The sequence below is a fragment of the Mariniflexile jejuense genome (assembly GCF_042675665.1).
Taxonomy (GTDB): Bacteria; Bacteroidota; Bacteroidia; order Flavobacteriales; family Flavobacteriaceae; genus Mariniflexile; species Mariniflexile jejuense.
On record NZ_JBHTJI010000001.1, the window covers coordinates 2,227,494 to 2,245,700 of the forward strand.

Consider the following 18,207-nt stretch of genomic DNA (forward strand, 5'->3'; position numbering starts at 1 on the left):
ATATTTTTTATTGTTAAAATGTTATGTTAAAACCAAGGGTTGATGTTAAAGGCAAAGGGTATCCAAACCCAGCATTTTCTGGGTCAACTCCTGTGAATCCTGAAGTTGTAATAGTTAACAAATTTTGAACTCCAAGGTAAATTCTAAACTTATTTAAGGCGTATTTATCCAAAATAGAACCTGGCAAAGAGTATCCCAACTGAACATTTCGTAATTTAAGATAACTGCCATTTTCAATAAAATAAGTTGAAAAACGGGATTCAGCATTTTTGTCAATAGTTGTTAATGCAGGAATACTAGAATTTGGATTACTTGGAGACCAAGCATTTAAAAGACGTGAGCCTTTGTTTGAGCCTATATCATCCACACTCCAAAAATCAGTTTGATATTTAAGTTGATTTACAATAGCGACTTCTCCTATACCTTGCCAAAACATGGTGAAATCAAAATCTTTATATTCTAGATTTATGTTTAAACCATAAGCATAATCAGGATAAGGTATGCCTATCCAAGTCCTATCACGATCATTGATAATACCATTTCCATCTAAATCTCTATACCTAATGCGCCCCAAATCTTTTCCTTGTTGTTCGGCCGAGTTCAATACCTGTTCATTTGTTGTAAACAATCCATCTGCTACATAACCATACATAGAATTTAATGGTCTTCCCAAAATATTATCGTCACCACCATTACCCCCATAATTATTTTTCACCTCTTCTGGAAGCTTAGTTATTTTATTTTTATTTGATGAAATATTAGCATTGATTTCATAAGTAAAACCTCCTGAAGTTTCATTTCTATAACCTATTGAAAATTCCAGACCTTCGTTTTCCATGCTAGCACCATTTACCCATCTATTTCCTCCTTCACCTATAGCTGCTAAATACGGTGGTAAAACCAAAATATCTTCAGTTTCTTTTTTATAATAATCTATTGAACCATAAAGTTTTTGGTTAAAAAACCCAAAATCAAGACCAAAATTTAATTGCGTAGTAGTTTCCCATTTTAAATTATCATTACCAATTTGAGTCGATCTAAATCCAGATGGTAATAAACCTGAACCTTGGCCAAATAAATCATAAGCTGTTCCATAAGATGTACTCCATGTTGGATCTCCTCCTGCATAATCAGCTACATATAACGAATAAATTGCGCTATTATCTATTTCTTGATTTCCTGTCTGACCCCATCCTACCCTAAATTTCAAATCTGATATCTTAGAGAAATTATCTTCTATAAATTTTTCATTGCTGATTCTCCAACCTCCTGAAAAAGCAGGAAATGTACCAAACTGATTGCTCCTTCCAAATCTTGATGAACCATCATGTCTTAGCGTTGCAGAGAATAAATACTTACCATCAAAATCATAACTTATTTTTCCGAAATATGATACTAAGGTATAGGCTGTTTCTGATCCTGAATTAGTTCTTTGACCAGTTGCTGCATCAGGAAACATAAAGCTTGGGGTTTCAATTGTAAAATCTTCAGCCCTTAAAAAAGTATTTTCAAATTTATCTTTAAACATTTCTGAACCAATAAATGCTTCTATGTTATGTTTTTTTACATTAAGTTTATAATTAAGAGTATTAGTCCATGTAAACTTGGTGCTTCTAAAGTTTTCAATATTAACTGCATTTTGGTCATTTTTTAAATAGCCTGATTGATAACTGAACTGTAATGACCTTTTATAAAAATTAGCATAATCTAACCCGTAGTTTGTTTTGAAATTCAAATTTTTTGCGATTTCCAAATTCGCAAATACATTACCAAATAATCTATGGTATTGATAACTATTATATTTGTTCGCATCCAGCAAACGAACAGGATTTTGTCTATCATTCATACCTCCAATTGGGCCACCCCATCCTTCACCATCAACAGTTCTTACTGGAATAATTGGAGACGCTTTCAACGCTAAATCTAATACCCCAGGAATTTGAAGTTCCTCCGTTTTATTTAGTGATAAGTTTTCGCCTATTTCAAGTTTATTATTAAAAAGTTTATAACTGGTGTTTAAACGTGCAGAAATGCGTTCAAAATTTGAATTTTTAACAATACCCTCATTATCTAAGTACCCTAGGGAAAACAAATAATTACCTTTTTCGGTACCATTGGAAACATTTAAATTATAAGAACTAGCAATTCCAGTTTGTGATATTTCATCGTACCAATCTGTATCAGAAGATTTTAAAGTTTGTTCATTATCTAAAAATTCTGGAACTGTAATATAATCTAGTACAGCATTATTATTTGAGTCAAAACTCCAATCAAATTTATAACTCAAATTATTATTATTAGGATTCAGACCATCATTAATATTGGCTTGCCAAAGTACTTCTCCGTATTCTTTAGCATTTAGAACATCTAATCTGTTTGCATAAGAAGATGCAGTTAGGTAGGAACTAAACTCAACCCTCATCTTTCCACTCTTTCCTTGTTTTGTTGTTATAATAATAACCCCATTGGATGCTCGCGACCCATAAATACTTGCAGAAGAAGCGTCTTTTAAAACCTGTATGGAAGCAATATCATTAGGGTTTAACTCATGCATACCAGATTTTGTAGGCACACCATCTATAACAAATAGGGGTGATGTATTATTTAGAGTTCCAACACCACGAATTAATATGGCTGTATTTCCCCCACTAGGTGATCCATCTGTGCTAATTTGAACCCCAGGAATCCGCCCTTGTAAAGCTTTTACTGGATTTGGTTCTACTTGTTTATTCAGTTCATCCATATCCACTACCGCCACAGCACCAGTAATGTCTGCCTTTTTTTGGCTTGAATATCCGACAACAACAATTTCATCTAACTCATTTTTATCTATTTCTAACTTAATGTTAATTGTTTTTTGCCCATTTACTGGAATATTGACTGTCTTATAGCCTATATAACTAAAAATCAATATCGCATTTGCATCAACATTATCAAGTACATAATTACCATCAAAATCTGTAGCAGCTCCTTGCGTAGTGCCAGATATAATAACAGATACTCCGGGTAGCGGCATTCCGTCCTCTTGGGAGGTAACAGCACCTTTTACCTGAGCTTGTGCCAACATGCCTATAAGAGCAAATACAGGCAGAAATAAAAGTTGTTTTAATTTCATTTTAATTTAATTTAGTTAATATTTAGTTTGTGAATTTCAATATTGTCAAGAATAAATTCTTGATCTTTAGGTTCAATACTTAGTTTATCGAATGGTGAGTTCGGAAAAAATATTTCTGTCATGACTGTTTCTCCATTATCAAAAAACAGTTCTATAGATGTCTTATCGAGAATAATCGTACCCGATATATTGACATTAGTTGACGTTCTTTTAGCAACAGAAATACGATCTGCAAACTTTTCTGAAAATGCTGTTTTTCCAGATTTTCTTCTATCTACAAAAAAGTTTTTATCGCTAGTATTATATCCAAAAGCTAAGGTGTCGTCTTGTTTATTTGTAAGTTTGAAGGTAAAACCACTGTTTTTTAAATCTGAAATTTTAAACTGGATTTCCACACTGGATAAATCAATAGCATCAGAATCAATAATTTTTGTAAGAGCTTTAATGGCAATATCTTCCTTTTTGTACTTTGTACTTTTATACTTGGTTAATTCTTTTACTGGTTGAAATAATAATCTATAACTAGCATTTTCTTTTTGAAGTTCAATTTGCCTTGCTACCGTCATGGAACTTCTCCATCTTTCAGTAGGTACTACATTGGCATAATCCCAATTGGACATCCATCCCACAAATAATTTTCTGCCATCGCTATCTGGGATATTGGACCAGGTTACACCCGCATAATTATCCTTGCCATAATCAATCCATATAGATTTATACTCAGATTTATTTAGGTCATTTTCAAAAGAAGCATCAATAGTAAATTTTTTACCATCAAAATCACCAATAAAATATTGCGTTGCAGAACCACCATTGGGGCCACCAGGATTAATACTAACAAGTAATACCCATTTAACTTCATCTGTTCCTTGAACTTTCATTGGGAATAAATCTGGACATTCCCAAACTCCACCATGGCCTCCTATACCATCGCCAAAATCAGACTCTAGTTTCCAATCTTTTAAATTTAAAGAGCTATAAAACATGATTTTTTGACCTGCAGCCAATACCATTAGCCATTTTTTATGTATGGAATCCCAAAACATTTTAGGGTCTCTAAAATCTTTAATGCCTAGGTTTTTAATTACTGGATTTTCAGAATATTTAGTAAACGTTTGTCCTTCATCCAAAGAATATGCAATGGCTTGAGATTGGTAATTTAATTTACCAGCTTTTTCACCATCCATATCATGATAAGTAAACATGGCAATTATGGGCGCAATACCATTTTTGGAAAACCCTGAGCTATTATTAACATCTACAACAGAACTTCCTGAAAAGATATATCCTTTTTCATCTGGATATATTGCTATGGGCATTTCTTTCCATGTTACCATATCTGTACTTATGGCATGCCCCCAGTGCATAGGCCCCCAAGTATTTCCATTTGGATAATGCTGAAAATATAAATGATAAAACCCATCTTTATAGAACATCCCATTTGGGTCATTCATCCAACCTTTTTTAGGTGTAAAATGAAAGTTTGGGCGATAAAGATCTTCTTCTGAATATGTTGTTTTATCTGATTTGTTTTCTGTAATTTGACTTTCTTCTGTCTTATTTTTACAACTAACAAATAATGATAACAACAAAATAGTTATGACAAATTTTGGATTATTAATACGTTTCATAGGCTTATATATTTCGTTCTTTAATTAGTTTATTGCTTAATTCTTCCAGAGATACTCCTTTCGTTTCTGGCATCATAAAAATCACAAATAGTAATTGTAGTACCATCATTATGGCAAAAATCAAGAATACCATGCCTGCTCCAATGGTAGAAAATAATATGGGGACCAAAGAAGGCACAACTGCTGCCAGCACCCAATGCACTGAACTACCAAATGATTGCCCAAAGCCTCTTAGATGGTTAGGGAAAATTTCTGAAATAAATACCCATATCACAGTTCCTTGTCCTATAGCATGTGATGCTATGAACATGAACAGTAATATGGGTACAATGCTACCTTCCCAACTAAAAAAAAAGGCAGCAGAAACTAGACTCAATGAAATTATATAACCAAATGAACATATGTACATTAATTGTTTTCGTCCTAATCTGTCTATTAGAATAATACCTAATAGTGTAAAAATCATATTGGTAACTCCTATTCCTATACTACTTAATAAGGCTGTACTTTCACCAAGACCTGCTTCTTCAAAAATTCTTGGAGCATAATACAATAATGCGTTAATACCTGATAGTTGATTAAAGAAAGCTATTAAAAAAGCCAAAATCAAAGGGAATCTATATTTTTTAAGAAATATATTTTCGTTAGGCACGGTGTTTTCCATCTCATCCTTAATCTCTAACATGAGCTTTTCTGGATCTTGATCTGGATTAATAATTTTAAGTACTCCTATAGCTTCGCTATTTCTAAATTTGGTAAGTAACCAACGTGGGCTTTTGGGAATTGTTAAAGCAAATATTGTGTAAATAGCAGCAGGAAAAGCTTCGACACCTATCATCCAACGCCAAGCGTTTTCGCCCACATTATTTAATAAGTAATTTGATAAAAAGGCTATAAGAATACCAAATACAATGTTAAATTGATAAAGACCCACTAGTTTACCTCTATCCCTCGCTGGCGCAATTTCAGATATATATGCTGGTGCCGCAATAGTTGAAGCTCCTACGCCTAAGCCTCCAATAAATCTAAAAACAGCAAATGTCCAAGGGTCGTTTGCTAAACCAGAACCAATGGCTGAAATGGTATATAGTACACCTATCCAGATTAAGGTGTTTTTCCTTCCTAATTTATTAGTTGGTATTCCTCCAAAAAAGGCTCCAATTACAGTCCCCCAAAGTGCCATTCCTATAACAATAACACCGTGAAACATATCTGAAGAACCCCATAATAGTTGTAATTTTTTTTCTGCGCCCGATATAACTACTGTGTCAAATCCAAAAAGGAAACCAGCCAAAGCTGCGGTAATAGACCATATCAATATCTTTCTGTTCATGTGGTGTATTTAGTTTAGTTATTTGGGATTTTGATTTCCCAATGGCAATTTATGCAGCCATAAATGAAATAGGGTTAAAATTTGTTACATAGAATAAAAATTTAATAAAAAAAACACAACTACCTAAAAAACAATTAGTTACTAATTAAAAACATGTTTTAGAAGATACTTTTTTTACATTTCTAAAGTGGTTTTTAAAGAAATGTTACATAGAAGTAATAACAGGAAATTATAATATGATAAAATTTTGACCTAGATGTTATTGAACCCTCAATTAATCTTAATCAAAATAATAACTTACAACCCAAATAGCTCAAATAGTATTGAATATATAATTTGAAGTTAAAATTGGTTTATAACTTATCTCTGAAACGCTTAGGTGTTACCCCGAATTTGACTTTAAAACTGGTAGAAAAATAAGTCTGAGAAGAAAATCCTGTAGAATAAGCAATTTCAGAAATGGATAGATCTAAATTATTCTTTAGCATTTCCTCTGCTTTTTCTAATCTTATATTTTGGATATAATCACTAACTTTAATATCCAAAATAGCTTTTATTTTCCTGTATAACTGCACTCTTGATATTCCAAGTTCTTCAGCTAAAATTTCAACTGTGAAATTAGAGTTATCAAGGTTCACACCTATTATAGCATTCATTTTATGAAGGAAATCCTGTTCAGTTGCAATAAAATCATGGTTCTCATTTAACTTATGAATATTATTAATATAATAATATCTTAGTTTTTCTCTATTATACAATAAGGTTTTTACAGATTGGAACAGTATAGATAAACTAAACGGTTTAGTTAAATACAAGTCTGCACCTGACTCTAAACCTTTAATATATGATTCTTTATTGCTTAGTGCTGTTAGAATAATGGTTGGGATATGAGAAGTTCTTAAATCTTTCTTCAAAATTTCACAAATTTCAAAACCATTTTTAATAGGTAAGTTAACATCACAAATTATAATATCGGGGATGATTTCGAAAGCTTTCTCAATTCCATCATGACCATCCGATTCGTGTATCTCATATACTTGTGATAGTTTATTTCTTAAAAACTTTACTAAATCAGAATTATCTTCAATAATCAAAATACTAAATCTCTCGCTTTCATTTTTATTGAGGATTATAGGTGTAAAATCATCATCATAATCTGTAATAAAATTTAAATTAGGACTTTCAAGGTTATCGGATTCAAAAACAATTTGATTACTATTGAGGTGAGTTCTATCTTTATAAAGCACTATAATTATCTCAACACCATTATTAGACTTGATTTCAATCTTTCCTTTATGAAGATCAATAAACTCTTTAGAAATATGTAATCCAATACCAGAACTAAGATTATTATTATTTGAACCTTGAAAAAAGGGTTTGAAAACATTTTTTAGTTCATTTTCTGGAATACCTATTCCTGAATCTTTAAAATGAATATTGACAAAATTGGTAGTCTTATTATCTATAATATCAATAGAAATTTTCCCATTATTTGGGGTAAATTTAAAGGCATTTGATAACAAATTAAAAAACACCTTATCCATTAGATTTCTATCTATGTAAACAAGCAAATCTTCATTATTACTATGTATTTGAAAATCTATATTACGCTTTATGGCTTCACGCTCAAAATCCCTATAGATACTATTAGTAAAATTGAAGATATTTGTTTCTGAGGCTCTTAAAATAAATTTTCTGTCTTCAACTTTTCTAAAGTCCAATAATTGATTAATTAGTCTAAGTAATCTCTTGGAATTATTAAAAATTAAACCCAATTCGTTTTTTAGTTTAAAATCTCTCTTAATATTATCTTCAATTATGGATTCAATAGATGATAAAATAAGAGTAATTGGTGTTTTAAACTCATGCGATAATCCTGTAAAGAAATTTAACCGAGCATCATTACTGGTCTTTATCTGATCTCTTTGAACTAGAATCTTTTTATTGCTTATTTCTAATTGGCGTTTTTTTCTTCTAATCAAACTCCATGAATAAATAGTAAGTATTATTAAAAATATACTAATGATTAACAATCCTAGAACCAATTTCAATGTTTTATTTTGCGTGGTATATGTTTGTTCTTGTTTTTTTATTTTTTCTTGTTGAATTTCTATGTCATTTTGATGTTTATTAATTTTATCATACTGATTTTTCATAATTTCAGCATTTCTATAATCAATTACGGTGGTACTCAATATATTGTTTTTGGGAACCTTTTCTTTTCTCAAAATTTTTATGGCAATTTTTATGGCTTCATCACCACCTGTTGGATATAATATAGTTGCAGCCAATATCCCTTTTTGTACTAATTGAATACCATTATTTTCACCATTTAAACCATCTACACCAATAAATTTGATAGTTTTTTCAATTCCTTTAGATTTAAAAATTTTCCAAGTATTGTAAGCAATTCCATCATTAAATGCGAAGACATAGTTAATTGGTTTCACATTTAAAGAATCTATGATTTGAGGTATTCTTCGGCCAATATCTCCATCTTTAATACTACAACAAACATTTATATTTGGCTCATTGTTAACTACTTGATTAAACCCAGAATGTCGTTCTATAACTGGTGAAGAATCATCACCTCCTCTTAATTCTAAAACATTGATTTTTTTTTCATTTTGTGAAGCTATATAATTTGCGGCAGTACGACCAACGTCAATGTTATTGGCTCCAATATATGCTGTGAATTTTTGTGAATTAATTTTACGATCTACAATAATAATAGGAACCCCTTTATCATAAGCTTTTTCAATTATTGGAACTAATGGTTCTGAACTTAGAGGAGAAACAATAATTACATCAAAACGATTACTTATCATGAACTCAATTTGTGATTTTTGAAGTTCTATATTTCCATTAGCTTGAAAAATATTTAAATCTATTTCTTCATTTAATGAAGCTTCCACTTTCATTTCATGATCCATTGATTTTCTCCAATCATCAGTACTAATACATTGCGAAAATCCTATTTTGTACTTTTTTGGTTCTGAACCTTTAGAACATCCTAAAATTAAAATTACAGCTATAAGAAAGATTGATTTTGAAATATTTGACAAGTTAATCTCTTTCATTTTTTTATTATGGTATGTTTATCGAATGTAAAAAATATTTAGTGGAACTATTCCCTGATATTTATTTTATTCGAAAATTAATAAAAGTATTTTTAACACTACCCCTTTTATATTGACAATTATGAATCATAACATCTAAAAAGATGTTTAAAAAAACAATAAATTGTTAAACACTTTTTAGATAGCTCCGTAAATTATTGAACAAAAACCAAACAACAGGGCAATTATAAAAACCACCACCGCCCAAGTAGGATAAATTTTAGCCTCCTTAATTTTATCATTAAAGCGGCTTTCAAAACCTTCTATCATGCTTTTATGTGTCGTTATTTCTTTTTGATGGTCAGCAAAGAGAGTTTTATATTCCGACATATCCATTTGGATTTTCAGGTCATTTAATTGCTGGCTGATTGATTCCAATTTTTCAATGTTCTTATTAAATTCATGAAGCTCGTTGACCAATAAAGCAGATAATTCTTCTAGTTTTGTCATGATTATCCTGTTTTATTTAATAGCCTATATCCATCCCTTTGATGGCTTTTTTAATAATGAACTTGGTGATTTTAAGAGCCAAACTCGGTGTCAAATCAACCACCTTACTAGCTAGTGTGACGCTTACATTGTTTTCCTTTAATATTCTTGCCCCGTGGATACCTGATATCTGTTTTCCAATATTACCAAGAGACATATTACGATGTACTTCGCTACCTTTTAAGTTATGACCATCAAATTCAAACCGAAAGCCCTGTAGCTTGTTTTGATTATTAATGGTCGGGATGACCTTAACCCCATTTACCTGCATGGCTTTTACATAATCATCAAAGGATTTGGGCTGGAACTGTTTCATGGTCAGATCATGCCGCCGCTTGATTTCAGTTCGTATTTCCTTAAGATTGAACTCCTTTTCAAATTGGATCTGTTTTACGGTGGTCAATCCCATCTGTTCCGCTGTTTTCTCAGCAGCCTGTTGGCTCCGTTTCCCAATAAAGCTATCGTTATAGGCAGCCCCTCTAAAATCAATACGGTTGACGTATAGATGGATGTGCTTATGCTCCTTATCCTGATGTACAAAAGCGATGGCTTGTCGTTCTCCCAATTTCATTTCATGTATAAAGCGTTTGGTAACGGCATGCAGCTCTTCCTTTCCCAACCGTTTACCATCTTCAATGGTCGGACTTAAAACAAAAGACAAGGTGTTTTTTGTACAATGGTAATTTTGATCTTGGACCATTTTGAATTCTTGGGTGATCTCTTTTGGCGTATCACCATGCAGAAATTCTTTGAGGACCACTTCAGCATCCTTTTCCTGGTTCCATCCATAGGACATGGATGCCATGGTGTGTGATATGCTTTTGCCTTTGCCTATCATTATTGAAATTTTTTAAGATGTTTCTTGATGTCATTTGCTAAATCATATACTTCTTGGGTAAGCTTCGGATTTCGTTTTTTGTACATGTTTCCAATGGACTTAAAATTATTGTGATATTTAATAAGCATTTTATATATTTCAATATGTTCATCTGAAAATCGTTCCGTGATTTCCTGACCAAATAAGCTACGTCGGATATATTCGCTTAAGGTCAATCCACTACGACTTGACTTTACTTTTAGTAGCTTTTTTTCATATACGGAACATCGAAACTTAACGAGGTCACCTTTCCCCTTAAACACTTTTTTTACTTTGCGACCAAGGGGAGCAAACGAGAATGTGTCCACAGGCACACATCTCGAATTCCTACCCACAAGCTTTTCGTTTTCCGATAGATCCTTTTCCAAATCAAGTTCCAAACTATCTGATTGACCGATTACTTCAGTAGGAATCTTTAGTGTCCGTGTTGTTTCTTCTTTAAAATAAAAATCATTTTCATCTTCCTTTTTCATGGCTTAATAGGTCGTTTAAATCTTTATGGTTTTCATATCTATTACTTTTATCCAAAACATGATTGTGCTTATCAATTAAATATTTGGTAGCCTTTTGCCCAGTTGTATCCCTATCCAAATAAAGGTTTACCAAATCATATGTTTCAAAATATTTTTCAGCGTCCTTAATAAAAGCTAGGGAATTTAAAACGAGTATATCCGAGGTGTTCAAAAGTTTTGTATCCAACATAGCCAAGGACAATAGATCAAACATGCCTTCCAATAGAATGAGTTGTTTGTTTTTGTTTTGAATGATTGTATAGGATTTTGGGCTACTACTATTTTTAAAAAGCCTGTTTCTTAATTCCCAGCCGCTTTTATGGTTCTTTAAGCCCACAGCAAAAAACGTTTTATCCCTATAGTTATACCATACTTCTTTGCAATAGGTTTTGGCAACTATTATGGGTATACTTCTTAAACTTAAATATTGGAGCAGGGCAAGATGTTCTAATTCCTTCACTTCTATAATTTGAATCTGGGATTCCAAGGTATTGCCTAAGGGTTGCCGTTTGATAGAACCATTAGCATTATCATCATCTAAAAAGGACAGCGCTTCTTTTATTGTACATCTTAAAATCCTGCATACCAAATCAATCACATTGCCACCTATACCTTCACCGTGGTCGTACCATCGGTTCTTGGTTCTGGAGACTTTCAAAGAGGCTTGGGTTTCTGACCGAAATGGACTCAGAAACCAAGCTTCTTGTTCCGTTGTGCGATTGGGAAAGTGCCCTAATTTTTCCAGTGCTTTTTCCACTGGAAAATTACGGGCTGTTTCACAATTTATTTTTCTTTTCATAAGCCAATGTGTTTTAGGTTGTTTTTTTAATGATTTGATGATTTCATCTGTAAAGCCCTATAAACAGTAGCTTTGTTTTGTCATCAATATGTCATCAATTCATCATTCTTGGTTTTTTATAGCATTATCCTGTCATCATTATTTTTTTTGATGACTAAATGATGATATAATGATGACAGCTTTAGCCCAATAGATACGGCAGGTTTTCTATTCTGTCATCAAATCATCAAAGTTTTCAGTTAAAAATGATTTATCAATGGTAAAATAGCGCCCTTTAGCATCCACCAAGGTCATATCGCCGTCCGTCCAAATCACAAATTTTTGGTAACTGTTTGAGTTATCCTTGTTACTTAGTTTCCAATCATTTTTTAGTAACCTCCGCAGTTGCGTCAAATCCGTTTTTACCCGTGTTCTGTTTAATGCCAAAAGGGCATCCATGGGGCAAAGGTCAACGGCTTCCAAATCAAATTTTTCAATCACACCCATTAGAATACTTGCTAATTCTTTTTCAACTCTATTTCGATTGTTCTGTACCAACTTAGTCAAGGCGGTTGTTTTGATCTGTTGCGCCGTAAACCACATGCGTGTTAGGTGTTTTGAATGAAGTTTGCGGTTTGCTAGAAAATATAGTAAGGCAGGAATCTCTTCAATCAATTTGTCCAGGAAATTGGTCTGTTCTTCTTCAAGAACGGGTACTTTGATTACCCAAAATCGGGTTTCATTGGCATCTATCTTTATAAAACTATCTTCATTGTTACTGCAAAGAATAAACTTGCCAAAGAACTCAACCTCGCGTTTATCCTTGCCCTTGGCCTCCAATTTATTGATATTGGTGGTACTTAGGTATTTAATGCGTTCCGTGAGCTCTTCCTTATTGAACAGAACTTCATCGATGCATATCAACAGCTTATTAGCCCAATCGGCATTGAACTGGCTACTAAAACTGTCATTGGTCAAATAGGTGAGGTTATTTTCAAAAATTTCCTTAAGCCATTTTAAAAAAGTGCTTTTACCCGTGGAGCGTTCCTTGGAGACGAGGCAGAGGATAGGAAGTACCTGAATAGGTTTTAAATATAACAATTGGAGATAGTCCAATCCAAGCTCATAGTGTTTACCAAAGATGTGATTTACAAATTTTAGGGACAACGTAATATTTCCCTCTTTGGGTATTTTGCCCAACGGAGAATAGATATTATAAAACCCGAGATATTCTTGTTTAAAATCCATGTGGCTTGGAATACAGGTAAAGCCATCATATTTTGGGATTTTGCTTAAGTGGTCTTTGCCATGGTCTTGTTTAATGGTCTCCATGTTCCAGTGCACCAGGATCTCGTTGAAGTGACCGGCTATGGTTGGAGCTTTGACGCGTTTAAAGTAGGACGTGCCCACACGTATATAGGGTGTCTTTTCCATAAGAATTGTTTTTATGCCATGAGAAATCACAGCAGATTGTTAGACCGTTTGATTTTGTCTTAAAAATGTTAGATATTCTTTTTTGCTAGATTACCTGCTTGGGTGCTGCCCTTTATTTTTAGTTCGGGTTCTCGCTTATGTTGGAGTAACCAATCCACAAGTTTCTTTTTATCAAAAAAAACCATCTTACCATTGGGTTTGGAGTGTGGAATTTTTTTAGAAGCTGTGAGTTTGTAAAGATAACTTCTGGATATGCCCGTATAATCACTGGCTTCATCAAAGGTCAATACCTCTTTACTTCCTATGAGTAGTTTTTCTAAACGATCCAATCGTTCAAGAATTAAAATAGTGTCCATTTTTATTGCTTTTAGTTTAATAAAATGAACAAAAGCGCTTTTGTCTTCCCTTAAGGGATTATGGTAATAAAGGTATTAAAGTTGGCTATTGAAAGAAAAAAGAATTTCAATTAGTTATTCACAACTAATTATAAAACAACAAATTAGACCATATACCATCATAAGATTATTCTCTATTTTTTTTTGATGTTATATGATATCAAATGACATCAAACTAAATATCAGAAAATGACCGATTTGAGGGTGTTTTGAGTTATTAACAATGGAATTCGAGGATTTTTGTAAATAATGGAATAGAAAAACGCAGATTTACTATTAATTTCTATTGTGGCATTTATAGTTACCCATTATTTTATTGATTTATTAGAGTTTGTTTGTTTTACTCCACTCATTTTTATCCTCAATGCATTCATATCCTCACTTACCTTTTTATCAAGAATTTTGGCATAGTGCTGGGTAGTTCTTAATGATTTGTGACCAAGCATTTTGCTTACCGATTCTATTGAAACACCATTAGTAAGCGTTACAGTAGTTGCAAAAGTATGTCGTGCCAAGTGAAATGTTAAGTTTTTATTTATTTCACAGATAACAGCAATTTCTTTTAAATATGCATTCATTTTTTGGTTACTTAATACTGGTAGAACTTTGTCATCATCTATAATCTCAGAGAAATTTTGATACTTCTTAATAATATTATAGGCGCTTGGAAGAAGTGGAATGTTTATTTTACTATCTGTTTTAGTCCTTTTTGTATTAATCCAATATTCTCCATCAATTCCTAAAACAATGTGACTATTCACTAATTTTTTTACATCAATATATGCTAAACCTGTATAGCAACAAAATATGAAAATATCTTTGACTTGATTCAGTCTTTCAATTCTGAAATCCTTTTCAATCAGGGTTTGAATTTCTTGTTCCGTTAGAAACTCTCTATCTACAGTTTTGTACTTTGTTTTATAATGAACAAAAGGATCCTTTTTAATCCAACCATTATTATATGCGATCCTGACAATCTTTTTTAAATTTGAAATATATTTAAATGTGGTATTATGTCCACAATTTTCCGATGTTTTAAAATAATATTCTAATCTATTAATAAAGACATTGTCTATTTGATTCAATGCAATATCCTTAATGTTATACTCATTTAACAGAAATTTTTTTAAGTGATTTAACGTTGTTTTATATCTTATCAATGTATTTGGAGCAAAATCAATCCCTATTAGTTTTTCAACTTGGTTATTATGATTCTCAAATTCCTCAATCAGCATTTTAAATTTGGTCTCCTTTTCTAAAAGGGCATCACGTAATTTTTTAGATGTAATTGGTATTCCCTTGTCAATAAAACGCTGTTCGCATTGATATAATTTGTTTTTTATTGACGAAATATATCTATTGAGCTCCTGCGTTTCACTAGAGTTTCCCTTGGCTAAGCCTGTTTCATTGCTCCATCTAGCTGGGGTTATTTTGCGTCGAATACTAAATTCCGCTCGTTTACCATCAACCGTTATTCTTAAATAGATATTAGCCTTCCCAAGGCTATCCGCTTTACTCTTTTTAATGTAAAACAAAATTGATAATGAATTGTTCATCGGTGTCAGTTGTTATTTTAGACTTTAATATACTAAAAATTCAACAAACAATACTTTTCATAATTAACTGAAATACAAACGCTTATAAGCTATTCGGTGTCAGTTGAAAAATCAAATTTAGTGACACCGAATTAGCCCCTTTTTAAATGGTATTTTATGCTATTATATGACATCAAATAAAATTAAAAAGCCCGTAAATAATTGATTTACAGGCTTTTTATTATAATTTGGTGTTTAAAAAGTACTCAAGGCGGGAATCGAACCCGCACTCCGAAGAACCGGATTTTGAATCCGGCGCGTCTACCAATTCCGCCACTTGAGCTTCATTACAGGACTGCAAAAATATATATTTTTTCAATATTATTCATAAAAATACTAGGCAATATACTTTTTAGGTTAAAATAAATGTATAAATTTGCACCTCGTTTAAAATAAGGCGCACTTTATGCGCTATAAAACAACACGTTATCTATGCCAATTGTTATAACCGAAGCTAAAATTTTTGCATGTACACAAAGCAAAGTGCTTGGTGAAAAAATAGCTAGTGCTTTTGGGGCTGAATTGGGTAATGTAATTACCTCTACTTACAGTGATGGTGAATTTCAACCATCGTATGAAGAATCTATTAGAGGTACTAGAATTTTCATTATTGGATCTACCAACCCTGGACCTGAAAACTTAATGGAAATGCTACTAATGATTGATGCTGCAAAACGTGCATCAGCAAGACATATAACAGCTGTTTTACCTTATTTTGGATGGGCAAGACAAGATAGAAAAGACAAACCTAGAGTACCAATTGCTGCAAAATTAGTAGCAAAAATGTTGGAAGCAGCAGGTGCTACACGTATTATAACTATGGATTTGCATGCAGATCAAATACAAGGCTTTTTTGAAAAACCTGTAGATCATTTATTTGCATCAACCATCTTTTTACCATACTTGCAAAGTTTAAATTTAGATAATTTAACCATTGCATCACCAGATATGGGTGGTTCAAAAAGAGCTTACGCCTATTCTAAAGCATTAGAATGCGATGTGGTAATATGCTACAAACAACGCGCTAAAGCCAATATTATTTCTCACATGGAATTAATTGGTAATGTTGAAGGAAAAAATGTCGTGTTAGTTGATGACATGGTTGATACAGCAGGCACTTTAACAAAAGCAGCCGATTTAATGATGGAGCGTGGTGCTTTAAGTGTAAGAGCCATTTGTACACATCCTGTTTTATCTGGTAAAGCTTATGATAATTTAAACAATTCAAAATTAGAAGAACTTATAGTAACCGATTCTATACCTGTAAAACCTTTAAGTGATAAAATTAGAGTACTTAGCTGTGCCAATTTATTTGCCGAGGTTATGGAAAAAGTACACAATAACAAATCTATAAGTTCAAAATTTGTAATGTAAGCCCCAAAAAAGGTTTACACTAAAAAAGAATAATTATTAACTATATATATTAAAAATGAAATCAATTACAATCAACGGATCTCAAAGAGAAAGCGTGGGCAAAAAAGCAACAAAAGCCTTACGTAATGCTGGTCAGGTTCCTTGCGTATTATACGGAGGAGATAAGCCAGTTCATTTTAGTGCAGAAGAATTAGCGTTCTCACATCTTGTATACACACCAAATGCGCATACAGTTGTGATTGCTTTGGAAAATGGTGAAAAATACAATGCTATTTTACAAGACATTCAATTTCACCCTGTAACCGACAAAATTTTACACATCGATTTTTACCAATTATTCGAAGACAAAGAAATTACTATGGATATTCCAGTGGTATTCATTGGTAACTCTCGTGGTGTTAAAAATGGTGGTGTTTTACGTAAAAACCGTCGTAGCTTACGTGTTAAAGCATTACCTGCAAACTTACCAGATTTTATTGAGGCAGATATTACACCGCTTAAAATTGGAAGCAAACTTTACATTACTACATTACAAAACGATGCATTCAAATTTATGCACCCAGACAATACCGTAGTATGTTTAGTAAGACGTTCAAGAGCAGCAGTAACTGAAGATGATGATGAAGATGAAGCAGCAGAAGGAGCAGAAGCTACAACTGAAGCAGCAGAAGCAACTCAAGAATAAATAAAATTCTAGATTAAATATTAAAAGCATCCTAATTAATTAAGGATGCTTTTTTATTTTTACACAAATAATAGTTTGAGCGTTACCTTAATACTGAAATTAGTTTCAGTATTAAGGTCGGGCTATCCGTTACAAGTCCTCGCTATTGCTGCGGGCTTTTCACTGCTATCCCTAACGCACCTATCAGCAATCAAAAAACAAAACCATGTGGCAATTTCTATCAAACCTGTTTAAAAATAAGCCATATACTGAAGAACAAAATCAAATGAAAAAATATTTAATAGTTGGCCTAGGAAATATTGGCGCAGAATATGCCAACACACGCCATAACATAGGCTTCAAAATACTAGACCATTTTGCAACCCAAGAAAACATAACCTTCGAAACCCAAAAACTAGGCGATGTTGCCACCTACAAACTAAAAGGAAGAACCTTTATATTCCTAAAACCAAGTACCTACATGAATTTAAGCGGAAAAGCCATCGTGTATTGGTTAACAAAAGAAAACATTCCGTTAGAAAATTTACTAGTAATAACCGACGATTTAAACCTGCCTTTTGGAAGCATCCGCGTAAAAACAAAAGGAAGTGATGGCGGACATAACGGACTAAAAGATACACAAGCAAAACTAAACACCACAAACTATAACCGTTTTAGATTTGGCATAAGCGACGCTTTTAATAGAGGACAACAAGTTGATTATGTATTAGGCGAATGGACCAATGAAGAAAACGAAAAACTAAAAGAACGTTTAGATAAATCTGTCGAGCTTATAAAATCGTTTGCATTAGCAGGCATCAATATTACCATGAATACCTTTAATGGGAAGTAAAAAAATCCTGTTATTATAAAGAAACCACAACCGAAAAT

The 18,207-nt window shown here is 32.5% G+C and carries 14 protein-coding genes and 1 tRNA gene; 3 read left to right on the top strand and 12 right to left on the bottom strand.

Annotated elements, in window-relative coordinates:
- Positions 1–13: 13 nt before the first annotated feature.
- The 12 genes from ACFQ1R_RS09530 to ACFQ1R_RS09585 all read right to left on the bottom strand — a co-directional run bounded on the left by ACFQ1R_RS09530 (position 14) and on the right by ACFQ1R_RS09585 (position 15,561).
- Positions 14–3,115 carry a SusC/RagA family TonB-linked outer membrane protein gene (locus ACFQ1R_RS09530; protein ID WP_379925942.1) on the bottom strand — a complete coding sequence of 1,034 codons (3,102 nt, stop codon included), beginning with the start codon at positions 3,113–3,115 and terminating at the stop codon, positions 14–16.
- 11 nt (positions 3,116–3,126) lie between these two features.
- Positions 3,127–4,746 (bottom strand): glycoside hydrolase family 32 protein, encoded by a 1,620-nt coding sequence (locus ACFQ1R_RS09535; RefSeq protein ID WP_379925943.1) that lies wholly within the window; start codon positions 4,744–4,746, stop codon positions 3,127–3,129.
- 4 nt (positions 4,747–4,750) lie between these two features.
- Entirely contained in the window at positions 4,751–6,079 is a 1,329-nt protein-coding gene (locus ACFQ1R_RS09540; protein WP_379925944.1) for a sugar porter family MFS transporter, read from the bottom strand.
- Between the two features lie 353 nt (positions 6,080–6,432).
- The gene (locus ACFQ1R_RS09545) at positions 6,433–9,159 is read right to left on the bottom strand and encodes a hybrid sensor histidine kinase/response regulator transcription factor (protein ID WP_379925945.1); all 2,727 of its coding nucleotides are present in this window, start codon (positions 9,157–9,159) and stop codon (positions 6,433–6,435) included.
- A 177-nt stretch (positions 9,160–9,336) separates the two neighbouring features.
- Positions 9,337–9,648: a DUF6730 family protein gene (locus ACFQ1R_RS09550; protein ID WP_311935806.1), complete on the bottom strand. Its 312-nt coding sequence runs from the start codon at positions 9,646–9,648 to the stop codon at positions 9,337–9,339.
- Between the two features lie 16 nt (positions 9,649–9,664).
- Complete coding sequence (locus tag ACFQ1R_RS09555) at positions 9,665–10,525, bottom strand: relaxase/mobilization nuclease domain-containing protein (protein WP_379925946.1); 861 nt, start codon at positions 10,523–10,525, stop codon at positions 9,665–9,667.
- The gene (gene mbpA / locus ACFQ1R_RS09560; protein ID WP_379925947.1) at positions 10,525–11,037 is read right to left on the bottom strand and encodes a mobilization protein MbpA; all 513 of its coding nucleotides are present in this window, start codon (positions 11,035–11,037) and stop codon (positions 10,525–10,527) included. Before mbpA ends, ACFQ1R_RS09555 begins: the two co-directional genes overlap by 1 nt.
- A complete protein-coding gene (locus ACFQ1R_RS09565) occupies positions 11,021–11,875 on the bottom strand; it encodes a toprim domain-containing protein (protein ID WP_379925948.1) in 855 nt (284 codons plus the stop codon). The genes mbpA and ACFQ1R_RS09565 overlap by 17 nt, the downstream gene beginning before the upstream one ends.
- 207 nt (positions 11,876–12,082) lie before the next feature.
- On the bottom strand, positions 12,083–13,288 hold the full coding sequence (locus ACFQ1R_RS09570) for a primase-helicase family protein (RefSeq protein ID WP_379925949.1): 1,206 nt from the start codon (positions 13,286–13,288) through the stop codon (positions 12,083–12,085).
- Between the two features lie 68 nt (positions 13,289–13,356).
- Positions 13,357–13,644, bottom strand: coding sequence for a helix-turn-helix domain-containing protein (locus ACFQ1R_RS09575; RefSeq protein ID WP_379925950.1), 288 nt, complete (start codon positions 13,642–13,644; stop codon positions 13,357–13,359).
- A 347-nt stretch (positions 13,645–13,991) separates the two neighbouring features.
- Positions 13,992–15,239 (bottom strand): site-specific integrase, encoded by a 1,248-nt coding sequence (locus ACFQ1R_RS09580; RefSeq protein WP_311935826.1) that lies wholly within the window; start codon positions 15,237–15,239, stop codon positions 13,992–13,994.
- 242 nt (positions 15,240–15,481) lie between these two features.
- Positions 15,482–15,561, bottom strand: a tRNA-Leu gene (locus ACFQ1R_RS09585).
- Positions 15,562–15,710: 149 nt separating this feature from the next.
- On the opposite strand from ACFQ1R_RS09585, the gene ACFQ1R_RS09590 reads away from it, so the two are divergent.
- The 3 genes from ACFQ1R_RS09590 (at position 15,711) to pth (ending at position 18,169) form a co-directional block, all read left to right on the top strand.
- The gene (locus tag ACFQ1R_RS09590; RefSeq protein ID WP_379925951.1) at positions 15,711–16,652 is read left to right on the top strand and encodes a ribose-phosphate pyrophosphokinase; all 942 of its coding nucleotides are present in this window, start codon (positions 15,711–15,713) and stop codon (positions 16,650–16,652) included.
- Positions 16,653–16,707: 55 nt separating this feature from the next.
- Positions 16,708–17,337 carry a 50S ribosomal protein L25/general stress protein Ctc gene (locus ACFQ1R_RS09595; RefSeq protein ID WP_379925952.1) on the top strand — a complete coding sequence of 210 codons (630 nt, stop codon included), beginning with the start codon at positions 16,708–16,710 and terminating at the stop codon, positions 17,335–17,337.
- 205 nt (positions 17,338–17,542) lie between these two features.
- Positions 17,543–18,169 (top strand): aminoacyl-tRNA hydrolase, encoded by a 627-nt coding sequence (gene pth / locus ACFQ1R_RS09600; protein WP_379925953.1) that lies wholly within the window; start codon positions 17,543–17,545, stop codon positions 18,167–18,169.
- Positions 18,170–18,207: the final 38 nt, after the last annotated feature.